Below are 25,444 nucleotides of genomic sequence, written 5' to 3'. Positions count from 1 at the left end.
AGTTCTCAGTTCTTCTTCGTCATTGAAATGAAATACTTGCGTATTACAGTCAATGCTGAATTAGTTCTGAGTTCAAACAATTATTTCAACTCAAATTCTCAATCTGTTAATGATTAACTACGTCTTCGTCAGACCGTAGGTAACTGTGATAAATCACAGAACTTAATAAATTAAAAAATCATTTAATCATGATCTTATTTATTAAATTCTATAATCTAACTTCTTAGCTTATATATTGAAGAACAATATATGGTGGAGACTAACGGAGTCGAACCGTTGACCTCCTGCGTGCAAAGCAGGCGCTCTACCAACTAAGCTAAGTCCCCAGCTTATCACTTATTAGCTTTATGTATCTCTCGTTTGTAACTCAACTCCAAGACTCTCATCTCTTCATTATTTCAGTTAGTAGACTTGGTGGGTCTGACAAGACTTGAACTTGTGACCCCACGCTTATCAAGCGTGTGCTCTAACCAACTGAGCTACAGACCCATCGATACATCATGAAGAACAACTTGTTGTGGATTCTTACCAATCGTCAATCTTTCGTTAAGGAGGTGATCCAGCCGCAGGTTCCCCTACGGCTACCTTGTTACGACTTCACCCCAGTCATCGGCCACACCGTGGTAAGCGTCCTCCTTGCGGTTAGACTACCTACTTCTGGTGCAACAAACTCCCATGGTGTGACGGGCGGTGTGTACAAGGCCCGGGAACGTATTCACCGCGGCATTCTGATCCGCGATTACTAGCGATTCCGACTTCATGGAGTCGAGTTGCAGACTCCAATCCGGACTACGATCGGCTTTTTGAGATTAGCATCCTATCGCTAGGTAGCAACCCTTTGTACCGACCATTGTAGCACGTGTGTAGCCCTGGTCGTAAGGGCCATGATGACTTGACGTCGTCCCCGCCTTCCTCCAGTTTGTCACTGGCAGTATCCTTAAAGTTCCCGGCTTAACCCGCTGGCAAATAAGGAAAAGGGTTGCGCTCGTTGCGGGACTTAACCCAACATCTCACGACACGAGCTGACGACAGCCATGCAGCACCTGTATGTAAGCTCCCGAAGGCACCAATCCATCTCTGGAAAGTTCTTACTATGTCAAGACCAGGTAAGGTTCTTCGCGTTGCATCGAATTAAACCACATGCTCCACCGCTTGTGCGGGCCCCCGTCAATTCATTTGAGTTTTAGTCTTGCGACCGTACTCCCCAGGCGGTCTACTTATCGCGTTAGCTGCGCCACTAAAGTCTCAAAGACCCCAACGGCTAGTAGACATCGTTTACGGCATGGACTACCAGGGTATCTAATCCTGTTTGCTCCCCATGCTTTCGTACCTCAGTGTCAGTATTAGGCCAGATGGCTGCCTTCGCCATCGGTATTCCTCCAGATCTCTACGCATTTCACCGCTACACCTGGAATTCTACCATCCTCTCCCATACTCTAGCCAACCAGTATCGAATGCAATTCCCAAGTTAAGCTCGGGGATTTCACATTTGACTTAATTGGCCACCTACGCACGCTTTACGCCCAGTAAATCCGATTAACGCTCGCACCCTCTGTATTACCGCGGCTGCTGGCACAGAGTTAGCCGGTGCTTATTCTGCGAGTAACGTCCACTATCCCTAGGTATTAACTAGAGTAGCCTCCTCCTCGCTTAAAGTGCTTTACAACCAAAAGGCCTTCTTCACACACGCGGCATGGCTGGATCAGGGTTCCCCCCATTGTCCAATATTCCCCACTGCTGCCTCCCGTAGGAGTCTGGGCCGTGTCTCAGTCCCAGTGTGGCGGATCATCCTCTCAGACCCGCTACAGATCGTCGCCTTGGTAGGCCTTTACCCCACCAACTAGCTAATCCGACTTAGGCTCATCTATTAGCGCAAGGTCACAAGTGATCCCCTGCTTTCTCCCGTAGGACGTATGCGGTATTAGCATTCCTTTCGAAATGTTGTCCCCCACTAATAGGCAGATTCCTAAGTATTACTCACCCGTCCGCCGCTAAGTTAAGTAGCAAGCTACTTTTCCCCGCTCGACTTGCATGTGTTAAGCCTGCCGCCAGCGTTCAATCTGAGCCATGATCAAACTCTTCAGTTTAATATTGCTTAGTACCTATAGGGCACCAATCTTGGCTCATCAATTTTCTGACAAATATTTCTCAAATAAACTTCGAGTAATTTCTACCATTAATCAATGAAAATAATTTCGATCAATCAATCAGTAAAAATCCACACAAGTTGTTCTTCATAAGCTCTTAATGATCTCTCTTATTCCTCGTCAGAATAAGTCGCTCAACAACATAAACCTAAAAACTCAGCATCTAGCGCTTCGTACTTTCCGTCTATCTCGTCGGGATGAGCACAGTATAGGGCAATTTCTTACACACGCAAGTGCTTTTAACTGATTGTTTTATCAAGTGTTGTATTTTTATGCACTGTTTTGGTTCGTTTTTTACTCAAACCTAAACATAAACCTATAATTTTAAAACAGAAATATGAACAAAATATTTCTGTTTTAAATTTTTCTTAATTTTTATTAGCTGTTGATTTAATCGTCATACTAATAATTTTAATGGCTTGTTTCGGTACGTTTTGATGCATTCCCATATTTGCGGTAGGAACTTTTGTGATTTGATCGACAATATTCATACCTTTTGTCACTTTACCGAAAACTGCATACCCCGCATTCATCTGACTTTTATTAAGGAAGTCATTGTCTACTGTATTAATAAAGAATTGGCTAGTCGCAGAGTTCGGATGATTAGTTCGTGCCATGGCTAACGTGCCACGTGTATTCTTTAAACCATTATAAGATTCATTTTGAATCGGCGCTCTGGTTTGCTTTTCAATCATTTTGACATCCATTCCTCCGCCCTGAATCATAAAATCAGGAATCACGCGGTGAAAAACAGTACCATTATAAAAATTATCTTTAACATAGCTTTCAAAATTTTTCGCAGAAATAGGTGCTTTATCATTAAAGAGTTCTATTTCGATATTGCCCATCGAAGTTTTCATTTCTACTACAGTATTTGCAGCCATAATTTGAAAGCTGATGAAGGTGGTAGCGATTGCTATAAAGGCTTGTTTCAACATTTCTTTACTCTTCTATTTGAAAGGGGCATAGTGAATGTCGATATATTAAGCATTCAATATAAATAAAACAGTTTTTTTCTTATGATTCTTACAACGAGAATTAAAATGAAATCAGAATTATATTCAGTCAATATTTATCACGATCCCCCTTGGCATTTAGACGGTGAAGCCTTTATTTTGAATTATTGGCTAACCCCTAAATTTATTCAGCAAAATCAAAATTTTCGTATTGCACCTTCTCCAATTGGACGAATGGTTCAGATTATGCTGGTTCGGTATCTGGATTCACCAGTAGGTCCATATGATGAATTATTGATTTTGGATCATCCATTAATAAGTAAGAAACGCTTATCTTCAATTCCTAAAATTTATGTGTCCACTCAAATTTCTGTTGATCAGGGCCGACATTTTTGGGGTATTCCTAAACAAGTAGCTCAATTTGAGTGGATTCAAGAAGAAAATGTTGTTCATTGCACGGTGTCCTTCGAACAACAGCAGATGCATTTATCTTTGCATCACTATAAGCACCGTCGATCTTTTTATATTAATAGTCATCACGTACCTGCCTCTTTACTCATTATCCAACAAGCATTAGAAGGTTTACGTTATCAATTCAGCCCTCAATTCCGTGGCAAACTGTGTAAACTCAAACAGGTAACTTGGGAAAATACTCAAGCAATTTTTCCAGATTTTTCTCAAGCTAAATATTTACATAGCTTTTATGTTCCTGAATTTAAGCTCACCCTACCTGAAGCTAGAATTTTGAAAAAATAAAAAAGGTGTTTCACGTGAAACACCTAATCTAAAATCATGACAAAATTTAGCTATTTTTATCCCAAAACTTTCTGTAGTTTTTGCTAATTTCAATCACGTATTTTTTAGCGCGATAAGAAATAGGGGTGATGTTTAAAAAACCGTGTGTTTGGTCTGGATAATCCTGATAATGCACTTTCACTCCACGATGACGCAATTTATTGGCATAAATTTCCCCTTCATCATGCAATATATCGTGCCCTGCAGTAATAATGAACGCAGGTGGTACTTTGTCATGTTTACCATACACTGGAGAGATCAATGGATCATCCAATTCAATCTGATGCTGTTCTGCATAAAATGTCGTAACGTGATCAATATCTTGTCCCGTCAACACCAATCCATCTTTATTCGCAAAGAAGGAAGGATGACGACTTTTAAAATCTACTGCAGGATAAAAAAGTAACTGTGCTTGTGGCGCATAAATCTTGTGCGCACTACGTTGTGAAACGACTGTACTAATATTACCGCCTGCACTGTCACCCGCAACTGAAATTCTATTCTTTAATATTTTTAGTTGTTTTCTGTTTTGATATACCCACGCAAGTGCGTCTTCACAGGTTTGAATTAATTTAGCAGGACTGGTTTCAGGTGCTAAAGGGTAATCGATACTTAAGACCTGAACTCTGGCATGAATAGCGAGTAAGCGACAGGCTTCGTCATGAGAGTCTAAGCCTCCTACCACAAAACCACCACCATGATAAAACACCACCATGGGAAGTTTTTTATTGGGTGCAGGATGATAATGGCGTGCAAAAATAGTTCCACTATGTAACGGTAGACGTAAATCTTCTACGCGCTTCACAAGCGTTGGCTTATTTCGAATGGACTGCATTTGTAAATCAAAGCTTTTCCGAGATTCGGTAATATCAGAACCGATTAAACCGCTCTTTCCTTGCTTTAACTGAACTGCCATCATGCATTTGATTAAAGGATCAAGATCTGGATACTCATAGGGATATCCTAAAATTTTTGCCAAAGATGCTTGTGTAAAGCGCGGCAATCGATCTAAGGTGCGTGCTGCTGTGCCCTGACTCTTTTCTATTATATTCTGTAAAGTTTGATTAAAAGCCACCATACCTGCATTTTCCTTTTTTATGTTCTTCATATTTTCTACATGATCAACACTTAAGTGACCATATTGTTATATAAATCTAATCATCTGCATACACAGTAAAAGCTTCTATACGCTAATCTTCTTTTAATTACTTGTCATTGACAGTTTCTATAGATATTTAGGAGTGTTTTGCTACTCCTTAAGCAGAAGGACATTCCAAATGGTTAAAAAACTTCTCCTCCTTTCATTGGTCACCAGCTTTTTAGCAGTAGGTTGTGTTGCTTTTCCAGAAGATGGTGGCGGTTATTATGATGGACGTTATGACCAACGTAATGATCGTCGTTATGACCGTGATGATGATCGATATGAACGTGAACGAAATCAACAACGCTGGGAATATCAACAAAGACAAAAACGTTTAGAACTAGACCGTAAAAAACGCGATCTTGAGCGTCGACAATGGGAACAAAACCGCCACAAGCAGTCTGATTGGGAACGTAGAAAACATGAACAGCAACATCAATTAGAACAACGCAAAAAAGCAGCACAACAAAATCGTAAAAAATCATCTGACTGGGAACGCAAAAAACGTGACCTTGAGCAGCAACGCAAATCCCGCGAAAAACGTTCAGATAATCGTCGTGATCATAATGATCCAAGAGGACACAATCGTCGCGATTAAATCAACACCCCATTCCTCACCATGCCCTATTTATTTGGGCATTTTTGATCAAACAGTTTAACTGTCTTCGTTACTGTAAATTAAACAATAAAAAATAGATGGTAGAGGCATCCGACCTACCATCTATTCTCACTGATTTAACATCCAGTATTCGTTCAAACTAAAAGCTGATCTTCTAATTTAAACGGTCTTCATTATTGAACAGGCTGAGCTGCTTCTGGAGCTTCACTAGGCGCAGACTGAATAGGATCAGCTTGTACTGACGTATCTGCTTGAACTGCGACACTGCCTTGTTGATCTTGCGCTGCAATTTCAGCACCTGTGGTGACTTGTGCAGTTTCAGGTGCTTGAGTTGATTCTGTTGAGGTACAACCGACAGCAACCCACGATGTCGCAACCATAACCAAAGATAATAAACCTGCTTTTTTCATTAATATTTCCTTTTTCAAATAAAAATACAAAGCTCAACTTTGCGCTGCCTATGATTAAAAAAATCTTTTGACGCTGCGCACCTCTTCGGTTGTAGTTTTGCGAAAATACGTAATCATTAATAGGCTTTTTATTAATTTTGATTTTAAGTGAATTAAGTTCTTTAAAACCACTCACTAAAATCTAAACAATTGTGTTTATTGCTTTAATCTTTTTTTAAATGAAGAAAAAAACAATAATTCACGATCTCATTTCTTTTTTGCTTGACGATAAGTGCTATAAATACTCGTGAAACAGATACATGTTATAAAGTTCAAAACAAGCAGACAAAAAAAAAGCTTACTCAGAGCGAGTAAGCTTAGAAAACACATTTTAAAAATACCAAAAGAAACTACAGCGATAGAATCTGTTGATCATTATTTATTTTTTTAGAGAATTTGTAAAATAGATAATTCCTTTAATATTAATCATGTTTATCAATTCAATCTTAAAATTTTGCTGAATCTAGAAAACTGTATGAAAAATTTCAGATGTTTTATTTCATGTTTTTATAATGGTCTTTATTGTTTTTTTAAAATTTTATGATGAAAATCAAATTGATATTTTTGAAAATAATCTTCCTTCAAATATGCCTACACTTTAGAGCAGTCCACCATTATTGTAAAAAATGTAATAAATATTGAACCATTTGCTGTGAAAATCACTATTTTTTAATGATTTGAATCAAATTAAACAGTTTTAATAAAAGGTTTAGCTTGAATTTTTAGCGCTCGCCCCGACCATTGTAGTATTCATGAATTTTATCACTCATGGCAGTTCAAACTTAACCCAGTTCATACTGAAGCCAAAAGGACTGTACATGTTTAAGAATCTATTTAAACGGAGTAAATCTATGGCAACTGAGCAAAACCAAAAGGCTCAAGATTTAGGACTAGAGCAAGCGGACGAACAGGCTGTAAATGCTCAAACTGAAGCAGAGCAAACAGACCTTTCAGTTGAAGATTTACAAGCTCAAATCACCCATTTGCAAGACAGTTTAAAACTTGAAAAGGCGCGTACTGCCAATGCAGTATACGAAGCACAAAAAAGTGTAGAACGTATTCAACGTGATGCTGAAAAACATAAAGAGACGGCGCTTGAAAAGTTTGCCAAAGAGTTACTCGACTCTGTCGATAATTTAGAACGTGCTATTCAGGCCGCTGGTGATGTGGAATCTCCTTTACTTGAAGGTGTAAAACTTACCCTGAAATCTCTTCTCACCACCTTAGAAAAATTTGGTGTGGTCGAAGTAGATATGAACAATGGGTTTAATGCAGATTTACATCAAGCCGTGGGGATCGCGCCAGATGCCAAAGCAGGTGAAATTGGTACTGTATTACAGAAAGGTTATACCTTGTCGAACCGTTTACTTCGCCCAGCGATGGTTTTAGTCGGTCAATAAGGCAAAGAAATTCGAGAGTTTTTTCACTTTTTTAATCAAATGAACTTGAAAAATTTTGAATGGCTCTCATATCGGATAACAAGCGAAAATATCGTAAAAAGAATTTAAGAGGAAGCACCCAAATGGCTAAAATCATTGGTATTGATTTAGGTACAACAAACTCATGTGTTGCAGTACTTGAAGGTGACAAAGTTAAAGTCATCGAAAATGCAGAAGGTACACGTACAACGCCTTCTATTGTTGCATACAAAGATGGTGAAATTCTGATTGGTCAATCTGCAAAACGTCAAGCAGTCACCAATCCAAAAAATACATTATTCGCCATCAAACGTTTGATTGGTCGTAAATACCAAGACCAAGCAGTACAAAAAGATATTGGTTTGGTACCTTACAAAATCATTCAAGCAGACAACGGTGATGCTTGGGTAGATGTCAACGATAAAAAATTGGCACCACAACAAATCTCTGCTGAAATCTTGAAAAAGATGAAAAAAACAGCTGAAGATTACTTAGGCGAAACTGTTACTGAAGCGGTCATTACTGTTCCTGCTTACTTTAACGATGCACAGCGTCAAGCAACCAAGGATGCAGGTAAAATTGCAGGCTTAGAAGTTAAACGTATCATTAACGAACCTACTGCTGCAGCTTTAGCGTTCGGTATGGACAAAAAAGAAGGCGATCGTAAAATCGCGGTTTACGACTTGGGTGGTGGTACTTTTGACGTATCAATCATTGAAATTGCTGACCTTGATGGCGACCAACAAATCGAAGTATTGTCGACTAACGGGGATACATTCCTAGGTGGTGAAGATTTCGATAACGCATTAATCGAATACTTGGTTGAAGAGTTCAAGAAAGAGCAAGGCTTTAACTTGAAACAAGATCCACTTGCACTTCAACGCTTAAAAGAAGCGGCTGAAAAAGCGAAGATCGAGCTTTCTTCTTCGAATGCAACTGAAATCAACCTTCCATACATCACGGCTGATGCGACTGGTCCTAAACATTTAGTGATCAATGTGACTCGTTCTAAACTTGAAGGTTTGGTTGCTGACTTGGTTGCACGTACCATTGAACCTTGCCGTATTGCGCTTAAAGATGCTGGTCTTTCGACTTCAGACATCTCTGACGTAATCTTGGTGGGTGGTCAATCACGTATGCCAATGGTTCAACAAAAAGTACAAGAATTTTTCGGTAAAGAGCCACGTAAAGACGTGAATCCTGACGAAGCAGTTGCAATGGGTGCTGCGATTCAAGGTGCGGTATTGTCTGGCGACAAAACTGACGTACTTCTTCTTGACGTAACACCACTTACACTTGGTATCGAAACAATGGGCGGTGTGTTAACTGCAATCATTGAGAAAAATACCACGATTCCTGCGAAGAAATCTCAAGTGTTCTCAACTGCTGCTGACAACCAACCTGCTGTAGACATTTCTGTGTTCCAAGGTGAACGTAAAATGGCGCAGCAAAACAAATTGTTAGGTAACTTCCAATTGGGCGATATCCCACCTGCGCCACGTGGTGTGCCACAAATTGAAGTATCGTTCGATATCAACGCTGATGGTATCTTGAAAGTGTCTGCGAAAGACAAGAGCACTGGTAAAGAACAATCAATTCAAATTAAAGCAAACTCTGGTTTGAGCGATGCTGAAATTGAAGCGATGATTAAAGATGCTGAAGCGAATGCTGAAGAAGATCGTAAATTTGAAGAGCTTGCAAAAGCGCGTAACGAAGCAGATGCTTTAGTTTCATCTTCACAAAAAGCGATTAAAGATCTTGGCGAACAAGTGACTGCAGACGAAAAAACTGCAATCGAAACTGCCGTTTCTGAGCTTGAAGCATCTACGAAAGAAAATGACGTTGAAGAGATTAAAGCAAAAACTGAAGCGCTTCAAAACATCATCATGCCAATCAGCCAACGTGCCTATGAAGCGGCACAAGGTCAAGGCGGTGCTGAAGGTTTTGATCCGAACGTTTTCCAAGGCGGCGAAGGTCAACAACAAAAAGCGGACGATGGCGTTGTAGATGCTGAGTTCACTGAAGTGAAAGATGACAAGAAATAATTTGTCATTTTAACAAACTCGAAAGAGTTAAAAACCGCGCGAAAGCGCGGTTTTTTATGCTTGGTAATTTTTTTAATTAATTTGACTTATTTATTTTTCGATCTTATTTTTCCACTTTTTGATCAAAATACAACTCACCTAAAATTGGCATAAATAAAGGAATTACCCCACATGCTTTAATTTCCTCTAAAAACTCAGGAATTTTTGCATCGGGAAGTAATTGAGGTGTCTCACTAATCGGCGTCACCATCGTATCCCAATGGCAAGGAATAATGTATTTGGGTTTCAGTAAGCGCACGACATCTTTCACATAGTTGGGGCGGTATTTACGTCCAATCGCGCACAAACAGACAATATCAGCTTGTCTACCGTGTAATTCCTGCTCAATAAAATCAGCTGAATCGATATGAACCACAGTGAGTTTACCTGTATCAATCCACCAGTTAAACACTTGCCCATGTCGTAAATGATGAAATTTCGGTGGGTATGGTGGTGGTGTCGTCATATCTCCAGGTAAAGGAACACGACCAAAAAGTGCTTTTCCGTGTATAGATGGTAAACCGATAACTTTCCATGTGCCACAATCTATAGTTTCACGCCCTTGAATTTCTAGCATTTGTAACTCAGACAGCCCTACAGAACGGCCATACATCAGCGTTGCTTTGGAACCAATTAATCGTGCACCTGTTTGCTTACATACCTCAGGTGCATCTAAAATATGATCATAATGTGCATGTCCAATCAATACTTCATCGGCCTTTGGAATATATTCTCTCACTAATTCAGGATCACTTAAGAGTGACTGAGTAAAAGTGCGCCACATATTTGGACGGCTAATAAAGGGATCTAAAACCAAAGTCCTGTGGTGTTCAGATAAAATAAAGCCTGCTGTACCCAAATATTTAATTTTTAAATTTTGATGATTTGCTTCAGCTGGAGATGTTGCTACCCATGCTAAATCAGGCTTTTTGAGAAAATATTTCAGCATTCTTTTTCTTTCATTTTTATTGATCTATTTTTATCCATCTATTAGAACAGAATGCTAAAAGTATGAGTGCATATTTTTTCGCCAGCTCTATTTTTGTTATATTTGGATGTATTCAGTTATTAGAGAGTTTTATCATTTCGAACATGCTCATATCGATGAATAGAAGAGGATAAAATGACACGTCTTTTGGTTCTGTTAGGATTGATCATGTTTCTGTTATGGTCAAATTATCAAAGCTCTCAACATCCACAACTCAAATTTAACGCGCTGAGTGATCGCATTCTGCATCCATTAGATACCCGCTTACGTTACCGCATTGCAGAAGTTGATCCTCGTTTTGGATTAACGATAACGGAACTTAAATTAATCACTCAGCAAGCTACGGATATTTGGACACAAGGTACTGCAAAAGAGGCTTTTGTATACGATCCAAAAGCCAAACTCACGATTCATTTAATCTATGATGAGCGCCAAGATAATTCCAATCAACGCCGTCAACAGTTAGGTCATATCGAAAATAATCAAAAAGTTTGGGCAGATAAGAATCAAAACCTTCAGCAATTTAAGCAAGAGATGGATTGGGCAAATATTGAATTAGACAACAACAAAAATCAATTGGCAGCACAATTACAACAATATAATCAGCATATTACCGAAATCAATAAAAATGGTGGAATTCCACCTTCACAGCAGGGTTTATTGATACAACAGCGCCATCAATTACAACAAGACATATTTTCACTCGAACAAAACATTAATCGCTATAACCAAAAAATCCAACAGCTGAATCAGCAAGTAAACGAGTTGAATCAAATGAATGATCAGTTAAATCATGCAGTCGATCAATTTAACCAGCGTTTTCAGCCACGTTTGTTTGATAAAGGCGCTTTTGATGGTAGCAAAATCATGATTTATGAGTTTTCATCGACGGCAGATTTACGCTTAACCCTTGCGCATGAATTCGGGCATGCCTTGGGACTCCAACATAATCACGATCCACAGGCATTGATGTTTCCAATGATGCAAAAACAGGATTTACAAAATTTCAAATTAACATCAGCTGATCTGGCCTTATTGAACGCACGTTAAAACGCTATAAAATATCATGAAAAACCCCCTTACTTTTTATCCGTAGATGTCTGGCAATAGAGCGGCAATTCAGATAATTTCATGTTATGGTGAAAGATGAAATGACAGCAGAAAATTTATGGAGACGCGCGTGAGTTACTACCATGTTCTGATTGAAATGAATGATCACATTAGTACGATTGAGCAAACACGCGAAATCGAAATATTTGATATTGTTGAGATTAAACCCTATCTCCACTCCATTCTATTGCCATTTTTAAATGAACAGATTATTGAGCTTGAAGATGACAATATTGAGTTTAAAGATATTTTACATTTAGAAATTAAGCAGACTTTACTGCCAATTCAACAATTAATTGAAGAAGAACAACGTTTACTTCCAAGTGATACAGATATCACGATCACTGCACATGAAATTTTTAATAATCGTGATTTAAGTCAGGATGTGACGACTGTTATTTTTGATATTTTAGAAGCAGCAAAATTAGAACCTTAATCGTAAAATTTAATATGAAAAAAGCCCTTTATTAAGGGCTTTTTAAACACACTTATATTAAATAGAAAAAGATGAACCACAACCGCAAGTGGTTGTCGCGTTCGGGTTTTGTACAATAAAACGTGAACCTTCTAAACCTTCTATATAATCAACGGCTGAACCAATAAGATATTGATAGCTTAGAGAATCTACCAACATTTTCACATCACCATTAATAAATTCAGCATCATCTTCATTCATGTTTTCAGCAAAATTAAAGCCATAAGAAAAACCTGAACAACCACCACCAGTAACATAAACGCGCAACATTAATTCTTGATTGCCTTCGCTATCACGCAATTGACGTACTTTATTCGCAGCACTGTCAGTCAGTAGCAGAGCCTGAGCATTCATGTTAGATTCCTCTTCAATTCAGATAGCTTTAAAAATAAAGACCATATTTCAAGTATAGCATACCCAATATATGGTCAGTATTTGAAAATTTAAAGTCAAATAGAAGTATTCAACTCTATATTATTTGTAGTTCTCATCTTGCAGGCTGCATTCAAAATTCTTTGGATCTTCTTTACAGCGGAATTGCCATAAAAGTTTCATCATGCGTTTGTCATAAACACCACGTTTCGTTAAATCAACACGAGCCTCACGCATTAATTTTTGATAACCTGGTTTATCTGCAGCAGGCACTTGCATCCAGTATTTGGCTGGAATATCTGTTTTGATCTTGCCTAATATACCAAATGCACGTGGTAATTGGCTTTTTACCCATTCACGTGATTTTTGTCCATAACCCGCAGGGAATTTATCAGGATGTATAATCAGGTTACCTGTCACTTGCAAGATAGGATAATTCACAATAGCGCCTTTACTGCCTAAACCTTTGTGCAATTCTAAGGGTTTAAATACAGCAGCAGGTGCACCAATAATATCGACCTGACCATTGTTAAATTTAGCACCAAAATTAGTTACATCCGCTGTGACGGCTTGTGCCCCTATTTGTTGAACCATGATTTTTTGAGCTTCATCATAATCTAACACCGCAATTTTTTTGCCCGCAGCTTTCGCAACTGTATTGATACTTCGGTCATTGACCATTAAAAAGGCATCACCTACAGGAATAACACCAACCACTTCATATTTACCACGTACCATATGTTTGGCAAAAGTAGGACTCGCTAAGCCTTGCATAACTTTAACTGCAAGTTTTATATCTGGAATTGCGCCAATTGCATCTAAAGAACCGGTAAAGCTATTAAACTGACGACCACGCATTCCTGTGACACTAATCCCATCACATTTACCTGCTTTAAAATCTTCAGCAATAACAGCTTCATTTTGACCAACGCGAAGTTCAATATCTGCGCCCCAATTTTTGGCAGCAAGCTGATAATCTTTCATGAGTGCAAAAACATCACCGTTTTTACCGACCAAATCAAATACACAGATCACTTGTTTGGCTTGAGCTAATCCAGTGATTGCAGACAAACTCACACCCAGTAAAAGTGCTTTAGACCATTGCATCATATTTTTCTTCCTTGTTACTTCGCTTCGTTTTTTCTCATTTTTAAAATGAGTTTCTATTTATCATCAATGACAGTATTAAATCTTTATTTTATCGACATGATAAAGCCTGCTGTTATTTTTCAATGATTACGTTTTTTTAAGTCACCTACAATGGCAGAAATGACGAATTCAACTCAAAAAAAAACCCAGATTTAATCTAGGTTTTTTCTTTAAAAATCAAAACTATTCACCACCAAGTGAACACTCAAAATTCGCTTTATCGACAGAACAACGTGCTTTTTTCAATACACTCATCATCGCTGGATCATAAATTCCACGCTTGGTCATATCCATACGACCTTCACGTAACATTTTTTGATACTTGGTTTTATCTTCTGCAGTTAAATTCATTTTAAATTTTGCTGGAATGCTCGATTCTAGACGGTTAATCATGTTGAAACTTTTTGGTAAGTTTTTCACAAACCAATCACGCGATTTTTGACCGAATCCAGCAGGGAATTGATCAGGACGAATAATAAAATCGGCTGTGACTTGTAGGACAGGAAAATTAAACATACCGCCATTTGGGCTAATACCCTTATAAATCTCTAAAGGTTTGTAGGCATATGCTGGTGCACCTACCATATCTACTTGCCCGTTGTTAAATTTTGCGACAAAGTTAGAAATATCAGAAATAACAGCTTGTGCACCTACACGTTGCACCATAATTTTTTGCGCGTCGTCATAACCCAATACCGCAAACTTTTTACCTGCTGCTTTTTCAATCGAATCAATTTTTTTATCACGTACAAAAATGAAAGCTGAGCCTAAAGGTGCAATCCCTGCGACTTCATATTTTTTACCACTTAAATTACTCATCATTTTTGGTGCATTACGTTTATCTAAAGCAAAGGTAATGGCACGTTGCGCAATAGCGTTGCTTGGTGCACCACCAAGTGCATCAATAGAACCAACAAATTTATTGTACTGACGTGCACGCATTGCCGTCATAAAAACAGCATCACACTTGCCTGCTTTAAAATCATTATCGGCAACCGCCTCATCTTGGCGAGGAACAAGATTAATGTCTGCTCCCCAACCTTTTGCAGCAAGCGCCCATTCTTGTGCCATTTGATAAGATTCACCCGATTTACCCAGTAAATCGAATACACAGACATCTACTTTGGCCGCTTGTGTAGTCGTTGCCAAACCCATAACAGAGAGTGCGGTTAATGCGAAAATCATTTTTTTCATTGTTGCAGTCCTTTTCAGAATCTTTTTGTTTAACGAGAGTCCATTTTACGTAATGGATATTAAGCAAGTTCAATATAAAAAAATAGAGCATTTGCTCCATTTTTTATGATCAATTTGTCACTTTTTTATAAAATTAATAAGTTATTAATAAAATCATATATTTAGATTTTGTGTATTTTTTCATATTTTGATAGAATTTTAGTACTTTTACATATTTATACATAAAATATACTCTATTCGCCACCTAAAGAACACTCAAAATTGGTCCGCTGCATTGTACAACGTGCTTTTTTGAGTACCGTCATCATCGATGAATCATAAATTCCTTGCTTCGTTAAATCTATGCGTCCATCTCGTAGTAATTTTTGATATTGTTCTTCGTCTTTTTTACTCAAATTGATTTTATATTTATTGGGAATATCGGCTTCTAAACGCTGTACCATATTAAAACTTTTTGGGATTTTTTCTACAAACCAACGACGAGATTGTACGGCAAAACCTTGCGGAAATTCATCGGATCGAATAATTAAATCTGCAGTTACATTTACGATAGGAAAATTAATCATTCCGCCTTTTGAACCCAATCCTTTATAAATTTCTAAAGGTTTAAACGCATAAGCAGGCGCCGCGACCACATCGACTTCACCACTGTTAAATTTTTTCACAAAGTTAGAAATATCCGACATGACTGGAATTGCACCTATGCGCTGAGCCATAATTTTTTGCGCATCATCATATTCTAAAACTGCAATTTTTTTACCTTTGGCTTTTTCTATTGAATTTATAGACTTATCACGGACAAAAATATAGGCCAAACCAATTTGACCAATTCCAGCAACTTCATATTTTTCATTATTCATTGTTGTGATTAAACGTCGGTTATTACGTTTATCTAAAACGTAAGCAATCGCTTTACGTGCAATATCATTACTGGTCACTCCACCCAATGCATCAATAGAACCTGCGAATTTATTATATGATCGTGCACGCATGGAGGTCATATAAAAAGCGTCACATACGCCTGCATTAAAATCTTTTTCTACTTTTGCTTCATCTTGATAAGAAAGTAAGCTGACATTTGCCCCCCATGTTTTGCTACTTAATGCCCACTCTTCCATAAATTTATAAGATTCACCTGCTTTTCCCAATAAATCAAATACACATATTTTTTGTTTGTCTTGCGCTTGAACCATACTCGAAAAACTTAAAAGTATCCCTACAGATAAACTTAATATCCCTTTTTGCATATTGTCCCCTGATTCTTTTTGCACTTATGTTGTTCTTAAATAAATATAATGTTGTTCCTTGATTAAAAATAGAGTATTTATTCTATTTCTGACGAAAGGCTATTTTTTGTTCAAGCTTTTAAAATTTTTATTTGGATTAAATCCTGCTTTATTTGAATAATCGTTACGGTATTTTTTCTTTTCTGAGTCGCTTCCTTTAGAATAGGCGCTATTCTTCTTCAGATTTAGATATTTCAATGATTCAGTTAGATCAACTTTCTATACGTCGCGGTGGACGTGTTTTATTTCAAAAAGCGTCTATGCAGTTACATCCAGGATGGAAAATTGGCCTAACCGGTGTCAATGGAGCAGGTAAATCAACTTTATTTTCAGCCCTTTTAGGGGGTATGGAGTCTGATGGTGGTTCATTAACTCGTCCTGCGGTGTGGACGGTTGCACACATGGCACAGGAAATTAAAGCTTTAGACATGAAAGCCATTGATTTTGTGCTTTCAGGTGATGAAGAGTATTGGGAAATCCAAAACAAACTTGACCAACCTGATCTGCTAAATGATGAAGAATTAGCCCATTTATATGGTCGTTTTGATGAGATCAATGGCTATTCTGCACCGTCTAAAGCTTCACAACTGATGGCAGGGTTAGGCTTTTTTGAACATCAGTCACAACTTGACGTCTCCAGTTTTTCAGGCGGCTGGCGTATGCGTTTAAATCTGGCACGTACCCTAATGAGTCGTTCAGATTTACTGCTACTTGATGAACCGACTAACCATTTGGACTTAGATGCAATTCTTTGGTTAGAAGATTGGTTAAAAGCCTATGAAGGCACTTTGGTTCTCATTTCACATGACCGTGATTTCTTAGATGCCATTACCGATCATATTTTACATATTGAAAATCAAGAACTGATTCTTTACACAGGGAATTACTCGACTTTTGAACGTACTCGAAGTGAACGATTGGCCCAACAACAACAGGCTTATGAAAAGCAATTAGAAACACGTGCCCATTTGCAAAAATATATTGATCGTTTTAAAGCACAAGCCACCAAAGCCAAACAAGCACAGAGTCGTATTAAACAATTAGAGCGCATGCAAGAATTGTCAGCCGCGCATGTCGATACACCTTTTACCTTTTCATTCCGTGAACCGAGCAAAATGAGTTCCCCTCTGCTTGAACTTGAACAAGCAGATATTGGTTATGGTGATAAATTGATTGTCACCAATGTCAATTTACAAATTACCCCGACCAGTCGTATTGGTTTACTTGGAATGAATGGTGCAGGTAAATCGACCCTCATTAAATCATTGGTCGGTGATTTACAATTGATGCAGGGATTTCGTAAAGATTCTGAATTATTAAATATTGGCTATTTTGCTCAGCATCAAATGGATGCTTTGGATGGTAATGCCAGCCCAATGTTACAATTAGCACGTATAGCCGATAAAAAAATCAGTGAAGCAAGCCTTCGTTCTTTCTTAGGTAGTTTTGGTTTTAGTGGCGAGCGCATGGATACGCCAAGTGAAAGTTTTTCTGGTGGAGAACGTGCCCGTTTAGCGCTTGCATTGATTGTTTGGCAACGTCCAAATGTCCTGATTTTAGATGAACCGACCAACCATTTAGATCTCGATATGCGTCATGCCCTAACGATGGCATTGACTGATTTTGAAGGTGCAGTCGTTCTGGTTTCACATGAACGCCAATTGGTGGCCAGTGTTTGTGACGAGCTTATTTTGGTTCATGGTGGGCAAAGTCGTGAGTTTGACGGTGATTTGACTGCATATGCAGATTGGTTACGTCAAGCGCGTATCGAAATGATCAAAAATGGTCAAAAGCCTTCAGCACCTGTGCAATCCCAAGTAGAAGTTAAATCCAGTATTTCAAAACTAGATAAAGAAGGCCAACGTAAAGAAGCAGCACGCCGCCGTGAATTGGGACGACCAATTCGTAAAAATATCGAAAAAAATGAATTACAGATTGCGAAAGTACAGCCACGTTTGATTCAAATCGAAGCATTACTAGCAGACACTGCTTTGTATGATGCAAATCGTAAAGATGACTTAATCAAATTAATGAATGAACAAACAGAACTTAAAACTCATTTGGCTGATGCTGAAGAAAAAATGTTAGAGCTGATGATGGAGTTGGAGGAGTTAGAAAGTTCCTTCGAATAATAGCTTTCAGAAGCTTTCTTTAACATTATAAAGCTTAGCTAAACCATCGGTGATTTTTTAATCGCAGTGTGATCCTAAAATTGCACTGCGATTTTTTATTTTTTCTACACAATCGTTTTTAAGCCTTAAGCTATTTTCATGCTTTAAATTCAAAGATAAGAAATTATATTTTTTAAATTCAAATCACCACTTTAAATTCAAAAGATTAAATCAAAAAGATTTAAATTTAAAAAAAATACAGAACGATCTGTGGATAAATTTATTTTTTCATTTTATCAAATAATCAATAAAACTTATCCACAATTACCATTTTACCAATGGTAAAAATCTGAGTTTTAACGCTATTTCTTTACTTTAAAAATCGTAATTCTACAATTTTCCAGCCATTCTGATAAACCCATAACTCTTGAATCTGTTGCTGATTTTTTTCCAAACCAATCGTGATTTGACAACGAGTCTGATCATAATCAAACTCGAATTCTTCAAATTCAACTTCAGGTTTTTGTGGTTTCCATACGCCATTTTTTACTGCATGCGCAATACGTTCATACCGAGTATGGTTGCTTTCCACTCGATTCTGTCGTTCATCCATGACTTTAAATTGTTCATGCTCATACTGTGCCAGTACCTCATATTGCCCTGTAAAAAATGCATTAACCCAAATATCTCGCGCTTGCTCTAATTGATTATCCATGGTGTTGATCTCGTAATATTGCATCATGATCTCCCGTTATAGATATCATCATGACCGAGAAATAAGTCAATTTAATAAAAAAATAGATCAACATTAAATCAAATATATATAAAAATAGCACAAAAAAAGCATCCCGAAGGATGCTTTCTGATGATTGAATATACTTTATAGGCTAAGCATCAATATCTGCATTTAAAGCATTCGCTTCAATAAAGGCACGACGCGGCTCAACATCATCTCCCATTAAACAAGAGAACATTCGGTCTGCTTCGATCGCATCATCAATAGTGACTTGTAACATATTGCGGTTTTCAGGATCCATAGTCGTGTCCCAAAGTTGATCCGCATTCATCTCACCCAAACCTTTATAGCGCTGAATCATCATCCCACGGCGTGAGTCAGACAAAATATGTTGCCAAGCATCATGGAACGTCGCAACATTAATGCGTTTATCGCCTTTCTGCAAATAAGCGCCTTCTTCAAGCAAAGTGAACCAGCTCTTGGAGTTTTGCAATAGACGCTTATACTCACCCGACGCCAATAAACCTTGATCCAGTAAATAGTGATGTGGCAAATTATGCACATACACCGTTACACGTGGCCAGAAATGCTTCACAGTGGTACCGTCGGCATGTTCTTTATCAAAACCTTCCAAAGTAATTTCTGGACGTAAACTTGGTTGATATTTCACAATTGCTAGACGCAGTTGCTCTGCCCATTGCGCCACATAATTTTCATCGTAATTCTGATCAAGTTTAAAAGCATCTAAACCCAATAGACCATCTAACAAACTTGCAGGATAACGTACAGTCAAACGATTTAAACTTTTTTGTGAAACTTGATAATCACCAATGACACTGGCTAATGATTCACCACGAATTGCAGGTGAATCAGCACTAATATGCAGTGAAAGCTCATCAATTGCATTTGAAATTAAATAACTTTCTAAAGCATCATTATCTTTCAAATACTGTTCTTGCTTGCCTTTTTTCAACTTATACAGCGGTGGTTGAGCAATATAAATATAACCACGCTCTACCAGTTCAGGCATTTGACGGAAGAAGAAAGTCAATAGTAGTGTACGAATGTGCGAACCATCGACGTCGGCATCGGTCATGATGATTATTTTGTGATAACGCAATTTATCTGGATTATATTCTTCACGCCCAATTCCACAACCAAGCGCAGTAATTAAGGTACCAACTTCTTGCGAAGAAATCATTTTATCAAAACGTGCACGTTCCACGTTCAGAATTTTACCCTTCAACGGTAAAATTGCTTGCATCTTACGGTTACGACCCTGTTTTGCAGAACCGCCCGCAGAGTCACCCTCGACCAAGTATAATTCAGATAATGCTGGATCTTTTTCTTGGCAATCTGCTAATTTACCTGGTAAGCCTGCAATATCCAAAGCACTTTTACGACGCGTCATTTCACGTGCCTTACGTGCTGCATCACGCGCTCGTGCTGCATCAATAATTTTGCCTGCAATCGCTTTGGCAGCACCTGGATTTTCCAATAAATATTCAGAGAATGATTTATTCATCGCCTGCTCTACAGCAGGTTTAACTTCACTGGATACCAGTTTTTCTTTGGTTTGTGAAGAAAATTTTGGATCTGGCACTTTGACTGAAACAATTGCAGTCAAACCTTCACGTGCATCATCACCTGTAACAGCTACTTTTTCTTTTTTCAGAATGTTTTCACTGTCTAAATACTGATTTAAACCACGGGTTAAAGCTGCGCGGAAACCGGCTAAATGCGAACCACCATCTTTCTGTGGAATATTATTGGTAAAACAACGTACATTTTCTTGGTAAGTGTCATTCCACTGCAAAGCCACTTCAACAGTAATACCTGTTTCAGCTGACTCAGTCGTGAAGTGAAAAATTTCATTCAGGTGTGTTTTACCTTGATTGATATATTTCACAAACTCAGACAAGCCACCTTCATAATCAAAAATATACTCTGCAGCGATCCGATCATCACGCAATACAATGCGCACGCCAGCATTCAAGAATGATAATTCACGCAAACGACGCGCTAAAATATCAACATTGAAAATGGTTTGAGTGAACGTAAGCTCACTTGGATAGAAACGAACAGTAGTTCCTGATTTTTCCGTCTCACCAATTTCACGCAATTTATAAACAGGATCGCCGTGATGATATTCCTGCTCGAAAACTTTCCCAGCACGGTGAATATTCAGTAATAATTTACTTGATAAAGCATTTACAACTGAAACGCCCACGCCATGTAAACCACCTGAAACTTTATAACTATTGTCATCAAACTTACCACCTGCATGCAGAATGGTTAAAATCACTTCGGCTGCAGACACACCTTCTTCTGGGTGAATATCCGTTGGAATCCCACGGCCATTATCTGAAACACTGACGGACTCATCTTCATGAATGACCACCAAAATCTCATCACAGTGACCGGCCAAGGCTTCATCAATCGCATTATCAACGACTTCAAACACCATGTGATGTAAGCCCGAACCATCGTCCGTATCACCAATATACATACCAGGACGCTTACGTACAGCGTCTAAACCACGTAATACCTTGATACTAGAGGAATCATAAGCTTTTTCTTGGGTTTGTTCTGTTTGAGAAGCAGCTTGATCTTCTGAACTCATGGTGTCTCCCTAGTGAAAATATAGGTCTATCCGAAGATGGGTAAAATCTAAAAAACTATTGCACAACAACGCGAACTTGACCATCTTCAACATTGAATAATTGATAACAAATAGACAAATCATGTAAATGTTTTTTTACCAATTCATACTCTAAAGTAGTCATAAAAACTTGGCTGCCCAATTGGCTCAATCGCTCAATTAAACGGCGTTGGGCTATAAAATCTAATTCTGCCGTTAGATCATCTAATAATACCACAGTTTCCCTATTACAGGCATGCAGCATTGCAATCTGTGAGAGCTTCAAAGCCATCAGCAGTAGCTTTTTTTGCCCCCGTGACAACACGGCATCTGCCTCACCTAGCTTTGTTTTTAAACGTAAATCTGCACGATGTGGACCATATTCGGTATAACGCCTATCTACGTCTTTTTGATGGTGGACAGTTAAGTCATTCAATAAACCAAGCTCTGTGTGAAAACCTGGACTATATTCCAATTTAATCTCTAAATCTGGCAATAAATAGTGCAAATCTTGCTCAAAATAAACCTTCCATTGTTCAACAATACCACTGCGTTGGGAATGAAGGATTTCACCGTATTCAGATAGCATTTTATTCCACGGCTCTAATTCATTGAGCGCAATATTTCGTCTAGATTTGAGCAGGCTATTTCTTTGTTTTAATGCACGGGAATAATATTGCCAAGCATGATAAAAATCAGGTTCCACGTGGAACATTAACCAGTCAATCAGCTGACGTCTTGGTTTGGCGCCATGATCAATAATGTCGGTACTTTGTGGATCGATATGTTGTAAAGGAAGAATTTTAGCCAACTGACCTTGAGTGGCAATTAAATCACCATTGACTTTAATCAGCTGCTCGCCCGAAAGCATTTTCTGCATACCAATTTTTTCAGTAGCAGATTGCGCAAATACAATCGCATCTCCCATTTCATTTTGAATATAATTTTTCGGCAAATGAGTCCGAAAAGAACGTCCCGTTGCCAACAAATGAATCGCCTCCAAAATAGAGGTTTTTCCAGAGCCATTGTGTCCATAAAAAACATTAAACGGCTGCAACTCTTGGAGTGCAACCGCTTTTAAATTTCGAACACGCTCTATATGTAGACGCGTAATATGCATAATGAAATGTTGTATAAAATAGAAAAATTAAACACGCATCGGCATGACAACATAAGTTTGATCTTGCTGTGATGGATCATGAACCAGCACAGATTGATTGGCTTCCGTCATGGTCATGGTCACATCATCACCATCCAGTGCACCCAATACATCTAACAAATACTGGGCATTAAATGACATTTCCATTGCTTCATCTGCGTATTGAATCACTAAATCTTCAATCGCTTCATCTTGTTCTGGATTATTGGCACGTAGTTGTAGACAATCTGCACCGAAATTTAAAAATACACCGCGTAATTTTTCATTACTTAAAATAGCGACACGCTGAAGCGACTGTTTGAATACATCATGGGCAATCAATACATTTTTATTGCCACCGCGCGGAATAACACGGCGATAATCAGGGAATTTACCATCAATCAGTTTGGTGGTAAAACGTACAGTAATATTGGCTTGTTCCTTATCACGACTTGGAGCACTAATCGTCACATTTAATAATTCACGACCAATTAATAAAGATAATTGTTCATCTTCAATACTCAACAAACGCTGTAATTCTGCTACGGCTTTACGTGGAATAATGGCCTGAATTGGACTTGTTGCAGTTGAAGTTGCAGTGGTTTCACAAAGTGCTAAACGATGACCATCTGTAGTCACTGCACGAAGCTGATTTTGGTCAATTTCTAATAATGTACCTGTCAAATAAAAACGGACATCTTGCACAGCCATCGCGAAAGCTGTTTTCTCAAACAAACGTTTTAATTCGCGTTGGGTCACAGTAACTTGTGTACCTTGAGTATTTTCCGTGTTTAATAATGGGTAATCTTCTGCTGGGAGCGTACCCAACACAAAGCGGCTATTGCCTGATTTTAAAATACAACGATCTTCAGTAATTTGTAAGTCAATCAAAGCAGCGGTAGGCAAAGACTTACAAATATCCATCAGCTTACGTGCAGGAACCGTACTTTCACCCACTTGTATACATGCACCTTCAGCAAGCGTAGTACTGGCCACCAATTCTACTTCCAAATCAGAACCTGTGATGGTTAATAACTCATTGCTGACTTGAACTTTGACATTGGACAAAATGTTTAAAGTATGGCGACGTTCAACCGCTCCTACAACATGTGATAGAACATTCAGTAAGTTTTCTTTCGCGATCTTTAAACGCACGGTACATTCCTCTAACAACTGAAGATAAATAATCAATAAATATGTTTTTTAGCAGTGTACTATGCGGCAGAATATGCCGCATTGCAAGACGAGAATTTGATCAACTTTGCAGCAAACGTTGCAAGTTTTTATAATCTTCGTTGAAGATTGGATCTTGCTCACGCAGGCTTAAAACTTTCTCACAGGCATGCATGACGGTACTGTGGTCACGACCACCAAATGCCATCCCAATTTCGGGAAAACTATCGCCTGTCAGTTCACGCGCAAGCCCCATAGCAAGTTGACGTGGTCGTGCATAAATACGAGTACGCTTCGGCCCTACAATTTCTTTGAGTGGAATACGGAAATATTCACTGACTACGCGTTGGATATTTTCAGTACTGATGGTTCGGGCACGAATGGCCAAAACATCTTTCAATGATTCACGAACCACGTCCAGATCGATCGGAGTGCCTTTAAAACGAGAAATCGCAACGACTTTATTCAGTGCTCCTTCTAGTTCACGCACATTTGCGACCACCTGTTGCGCCACAAATAAAGCACAATTACGCGGTAAATCAACACCACTGTTCTCAGCTTTTTTTAATAAAATTTCAATACGTGTCTCGATATCAGGTGGCTCAACGCCCACCGATAAGCCCCAAGAAAAACGTGAAACCAAACGTGCATCTAATTCTGTCAATTCCTTCGGATAACGATCCGAAGTCAAAATAATTTGTTTTGATTCATCTAATAATGCATTAAATGTATAGAAAAACTCCACCAAACTGGCTTCTTTTCCCGCCAATAAATGAATATCATCGACCAATAATAGATCAAGTGAACGACAGTTTTTCTTAAATTCTTCCACTTTGCCTTGTTGCAATGAGCTGACAAAATCTTGTACAAAACTTTCAGCGGTCATGTACATCACGCGTGCATTTGGTTTCGCTTGTAATAATGCATTCCCCACTGCCTGCATTAAATGGGTTTTACCTAGACCAGTTGGCCCATATAAAAACAATGGGTTGTGTTGAGATGCACCCAACTGGGTTAAAACTTTACGACAAGTTTCAGCCGCCATTTGATTAGAGCGACCTTCAACAAACAATGAAAAAGTAAATAATGGGTTTAATAAACGCTTGCGTGTATTTTTCGATGAAGTTTCATCTTTTTCTTTTTTTGGTTTGATGACTGGGGCAGGATTAGATTGCAACGCAGCAGTGGTCGTTGCAGGTTGTTCATGGGCAGATAAAATTGCACCTGGTCGAGAATCCACCAAAATTTCAACTTTACGTACCCGCCCTTCAGACATTTGTTCAGCTAAAATAGTAATTAATTCCAGATGATGCTCTTGAATATAGCGTGTCCAATACGGATTTGGAGCATACAAGCGTAAGGTGTCATTTAATTCTTCAGCCACCAACGGACGAATCCACATGGTAAAGACATTCCCCGAAAGCTCTTGTCGCAAACGAGTTAAACAGTCTGTCCAAAGCAT

Annotated in this window: 20 protein-coding genes, 2 tRNA genes and 1 rRNA gene; 7 read left to right on the top strand and 16 right to left on the bottom strand. The window is 38.5% G+C overall.

Features of this window, described 5'->3' with window-relative positions:
* Positions 1–250 precede the first annotated feature (250 nt).
* The 4 genes from H0S58_RS00115 to H0S58_RS00100 all read right to left on the bottom strand — a co-directional run bounded on the left by H0S58_RS00115 (position 251) and on the right by H0S58_RS00100 (position 3,085).
* Positions 251–326: transfer RNA gene (locus tag H0S58_RS00115), tRNA-Ala, on the bottom strand.
* An 86-nt stretch (positions 327–412) separates the two neighbouring features.
* A tRNA-Ile gene (locus H0S58_RS00110) sits at positions 413–489 on the bottom strand.
* Positions 490–547: 58 nt separating this feature from the next.
* A 16S ribosomal RNA gene (locus tag H0S58_RS00105) occupies positions 548–2,087 on the bottom strand.
* Between the two features lie 428 nt (positions 2,088–2,515).
* Positions 2,516–3,085 carry a peptidylprolyl isomerase gene (locus H0S58_RS00100; RefSeq protein ID WP_195726812.1) on the bottom strand — a complete coding sequence of 190 codons (570 nt, stop codon included), beginning with the start codon at positions 3,083–3,085 and terminating at the stop codon, positions 2,516–2,518.
* 105 nt (positions 3,086–3,190) lie between these two features.
* On the opposite strand from H0S58_RS00100, the gene H0S58_RS00095 reads away from it, so the two are divergent.
* The gene (locus H0S58_RS00095) at positions 3,191–3,859 is read left to right on the top strand and encodes an acetoacetate decarboxylase family protein (protein WP_195726811.1); all 669 of its coding nucleotides are present in this window, start codon (positions 3,191–3,193) and stop codon (positions 3,857–3,859) included.
* Between the two features lie 46 nt (positions 3,860–3,905).
* Here H0S58_RS00095 and H0S58_RS00090 read toward each other — a convergent pair whose 3' ends face one another.
* Positions 3,906–4,976, bottom strand: coding sequence for an alpha/beta hydrolase (locus tag H0S58_RS00090; RefSeq protein WP_195727529.1), 1,071 nt, complete (start codon positions 4,974–4,976; stop codon positions 3,906–3,908).
* Between the two features lie 199 nt (positions 4,977–5,175).
* On the opposite strand from H0S58_RS00090, the gene H0S58_RS00085 reads away from it, so the two are divergent.
* Positions 5,176–5,637 carry a hypothetical protein gene (locus tag H0S58_RS00085; protein WP_195726810.1) on the top strand — a complete coding sequence of 154 codons (462 nt, stop codon included), beginning with the start codon at positions 5,176–5,178 and terminating at the stop codon, positions 5,635–5,637.
* Positions 5,638–5,831: 194 nt separating this feature from the next.
* Here H0S58_RS00085 and H0S58_RS00080 read toward each other — a convergent pair whose 3' ends face one another.
* Complete coding sequence (locus H0S58_RS00080) at positions 5,832–6,068, bottom strand: hypothetical protein (protein WP_193892124.1); 237 nt, start codon at positions 6,066–6,068, stop codon at positions 5,832–5,834.
* An 890-nt stretch (positions 6,069–6,958) separates the two neighbouring features.
* On the opposite strand from H0S58_RS00080, the gene grpE reads away from it, so the two are divergent.
* Together grpE and dnaK are read left to right on the top strand one after the other, a co-directional pair.
* On the top strand, positions 6,959–7,507 hold the full coding sequence (gene grpE / locus H0S58_RS00075) for a nucleotide exchange factor GrpE (protein WP_195727528.1): 549 nt from the start codon (positions 6,959–6,961) through the stop codon (positions 7,505–7,507).
* 122 nt (positions 7,508–7,629) lie between these two features.
* Positions 7,630–9,570 (top strand): molecular chaperone DnaK, encoded by a 1,941-nt coding sequence (gene dnaK, locus H0S58_RS00070; RefSeq protein ID WP_195726809.1) that lies wholly within the window; start codon positions 7,630–7,632, stop codon positions 9,568–9,570.
* Positions 9,571–9,673: 103 nt separating this feature from the next.
* On the opposite strand, the gene H0S58_RS00065 is transcribed toward dnaK, so the two are convergent.
* Complete coding sequence (locus H0S58_RS00065; RefSeq protein ID WP_195726808.1) at positions 9,674–10,558, bottom strand: MBL fold metallo-hydrolase; 885 nt, start codon at positions 10,556–10,558, stop codon at positions 9,674–9,676.
* Positions 10,559–10,732: 174 nt separating this feature from the next.
* Between H0S58_RS00065 and H0S58_RS00060 the strand changes: the two genes are divergently transcribed.
* Positions 10,733–11,647 (top strand): matrixin family metalloprotease, encoded by a 915-nt coding sequence (locus tag H0S58_RS00060; RefSeq protein WP_195726807.1) that lies wholly within the window; start codon positions 10,733–10,735, stop codon positions 11,645–11,647.
* Between the two features lie 118 nt (positions 11,648–11,765).
* A complete protein-coding gene (locus H0S58_RS00055; RefSeq protein WP_092721133.1) occupies positions 11,766–12,143 on the top strand; it encodes a hypothetical protein in 378 nt (125 codons plus the stop codon).
* A 57-nt stretch (positions 12,144–12,200) separates the two neighbouring features.
* On the opposite strand, the gene erpA is transcribed toward H0S58_RS00055, so the two are convergent.
* The 4 genes from erpA to H0S58_RS00035 all read right to left on the bottom strand — a co-directional run bounded on the left by erpA (position 12,201) and on the right by H0S58_RS00035 (position 16,144).
* Positions 12,201–12,536: an iron-sulfur cluster insertion protein ErpA gene (gene erpA / locus H0S58_RS00050; protein ID WP_195726806.1), complete on the bottom strand. Its 336-nt coding sequence runs from the start codon at positions 12,534–12,536 to the stop codon at positions 12,201–12,203.
* A gap of 120 nt (positions 12,537–12,656) precedes the next feature.
* Complete coding sequence (locus H0S58_RS00045; RefSeq protein WP_171250365.1) at positions 12,657–13,661, bottom strand: putative solute-binding protein; 1,005 nt, start codon at positions 13,659–13,661, stop codon at positions 12,657–12,659.
* A gap of 225 nt (positions 13,662–13,886) precedes the next feature.
* Positions 13,887–14,897, bottom strand: a complete 1,011-nt coding sequence (locus tag H0S58_RS00040; RefSeq protein ID WP_053579157.1) for a putative solute-binding protein — start codon at positions 14,895–14,897, stop codon at positions 13,887–13,889.
* A gap of 233 nt (positions 14,898–15,130) precedes the next feature.
* Positions 15,131–16,144 carry a putative solute-binding protein gene (locus tag H0S58_RS00035; protein WP_053579158.1) on the bottom strand — a complete coding sequence of 338 codons (1,014 nt, stop codon included), beginning with the start codon at positions 16,142–16,144 and terminating at the stop codon, positions 15,131–15,133.
* Positions 16,145–16,380: 236 nt separating this feature from the next.
* Between H0S58_RS00035 and H0S58_RS00030 the strand changes: the two genes are divergently transcribed.
* Entirely contained in the window at positions 16,381–18,315 is a 1,935-nt protein-coding gene (locus H0S58_RS00030) for an ATP-binding cassette domain-containing protein (protein ID WP_195726805.1), read from the top strand.
* A 349-nt stretch (positions 18,316–18,664) separates the two neighbouring features.
* Here H0S58_RS00030 and H0S58_RS00025 read toward each other — a convergent pair whose 3' ends face one another.
* The 5 genes from H0S58_RS00025 to dnaA form a co-directional block, all read right to left on the bottom strand.
* Positions 18,665–19,009, bottom strand: coding sequence for a hypothetical protein (locus H0S58_RS00025; protein WP_092721149.1), 345 nt, complete (start codon positions 19,007–19,009; stop codon positions 18,665–18,667).
* A gap of 172 nt (positions 19,010–19,181) precedes the next feature.
* Complete coding sequence (gyrB, locus tag H0S58_RS00020) at positions 19,182–21,653, bottom strand: DNA topoisomerase (ATP-hydrolyzing) subunit B (RefSeq protein ID WP_092721135.1); 2,472 nt, start codon at positions 21,651–21,653, stop codon at positions 19,182–19,184.
* A gap of 55 nt (positions 21,654–21,708) precedes the next feature.
* The gene (recF, locus tag H0S58_RS00015) at positions 21,709–22,791 is read right to left on the bottom strand and encodes a DNA replication/repair protein RecF (protein ID WP_195726804.1); all 1,083 of its coding nucleotides are present in this window, start codon (positions 22,789–22,791) and stop codon (positions 21,709–21,711) included.
* A gap of 27 nt (positions 22,792–22,818) precedes the next feature.
* Entirely contained in the window at positions 22,819–23,964 is a 1,146-nt protein-coding gene (gene dnaN / locus H0S58_RS00010) for a DNA polymerase III subunit beta (protein WP_053579163.1), read from the bottom strand.
* Positions 23,965–24,064: 100 nt separating this feature from the next.
* The gene (gene dnaA / locus H0S58_RS00005; RefSeq protein WP_195726803.1) at positions 24,065–25,444 is read right to left on the bottom strand and encodes a chromosomal replication initiator protein DnaA; all 1,380 of its coding nucleotides are present in this window, start codon (positions 25,442–25,444) and stop codon (positions 24,065–24,067) included.

This window comes from Acinetobacter sp. TTH0-4 (assembly GCF_015602665.1).
Lineage (GTDB): Bacteria > Pseudomonadota > Gammaproteobacteria > Pseudomonadales > Moraxellaceae > Acinetobacter > Acinetobacter albensis.
This window is presented reverse-complemented; position numbering and strand designations above follow the sequence as displayed.

Bases quoted from the DNA above. Each gene is read 5' to 3' on its own strand.
- H0S58_RS00065 (WP_195726808.1), bottom strand. From the start codon at position 10,558: ATGCTGAAATATTTTCTCAAAAAGCCTGATTTAGCATGGGTAGCAACA.
- grpE (WP_195727528.1), top strand. From the start codon at position 6,959: ATGGCAACTGAGCAAAACCAAAAGGCTCAAGATTTAGGACTAGAGCAA.
- recF (WP_195726804.1), bottom strand. From the start codon at position 22,791: ATGCATATTACGCGTCTACATATAGAGCGTGTTCGAAATTTAAAAGCG.
- H0S58_RS00085 (WP_195726810.1), top strand. From the start codon at position 5,176: ATGGTTAAAAAACTTCTCCTCCTTTCATTGGTCACCAGCTTTTTAGCA.
- H0S58_RS00025 (WP_092721149.1), bottom strand. From the start codon at position 19,009: ATGGATAATCAATTAGAGCAAGCGCGAGATATTTGGGTTAATGCATTT.
- H0S58_RS00080 (WP_193892124.1), bottom strand. From the start codon at position 6,068: ATGAAAAAAGCAGGTTTATTATCTTTGGTTATGGTTGCGACATCGTGG.
- H0S58_RS00090 (WP_195727529.1), bottom strand. From the start codon at position 4,976: ATGGTGGCTTTTAATCAAACTTTACAGAATATAATAGAAAAGAGTCAG.
- dnaA (WP_195726803.1), bottom strand. From the start codon at position 25,444: ATGCTTTGGACAGACTGTTTAACTCGTTTGCGACAAGAGCTTTCGGGG.
- H0S58_RS00040 (WP_053579157.1), bottom strand. From the start codon at position 14,897: ATGAAAAAAATGATTTTCGCATTAACCGCACTCTCTGTTATGGGTTTG.
- H0S58_RS00045 (WP_171250365.1), bottom strand. From the start codon at position 13,661: ATGCAATGGTCTAAAGCACTTTTACTGGGTGTGAGTTTGTCTGCAATC.
- H0S58_RS00055 (WP_092721133.1), top strand. From the start codon at position 11,766: ATGGAGACGCGCGTGAGTTACTACCATGTTCTGATTGAAATGAATGAT.
- H0S58_RS00060 (WP_195726807.1), top strand. From the start codon at position 10,733: ATGACACGTCTTTTGGTTCTGTTAGGATTGATCATGTTTCTGTTATGG.
- dnaK (WP_195726809.1), top strand. From the start codon at position 7,630: ATGGCTAAAATCATTGGTATTGATTTAGGTACAACAAACTCATGTGTT.
- H0S58_RS00100 (WP_195726812.1), bottom strand. From the start codon at position 3,085: ATGTTGAAACAAGCCTTTATAGCAATCGCTACCACCTTCATCAGCTTT.
- gyrB (WP_092721135.1), bottom strand. From the start codon at position 21,653: ATGAGTTCAGAAGATCAAGCTGCTTCTCAAACAGAACAAACCCAAGAA.
- H0S58_RS00095 (WP_195726811.1), top strand. From the start codon at position 3,191: ATGAAATCAGAATTATATTCAGTCAATATTTATCACGATCCCCCTTGG.
- H0S58_RS00030 (WP_195726805.1), top strand. From the start codon at position 16,381: ATGATTCAGTTAGATCAACTTTCTATACGTCGCGGTGGACGTGTTTTA.
- H0S58_RS00035 (WP_053579158.1), bottom strand. From the start codon at position 16,144: ATGCAAAAAGGGATATTAAGTTTATCTGTAGGGATACTTTTAAGTTTT.
- erpA (WP_195726806.1), bottom strand. From the start codon at position 12,536: ATGAATGCTCAGGCTCTGCTACTGACTGACAGTGCTGCGAATAAAGTA.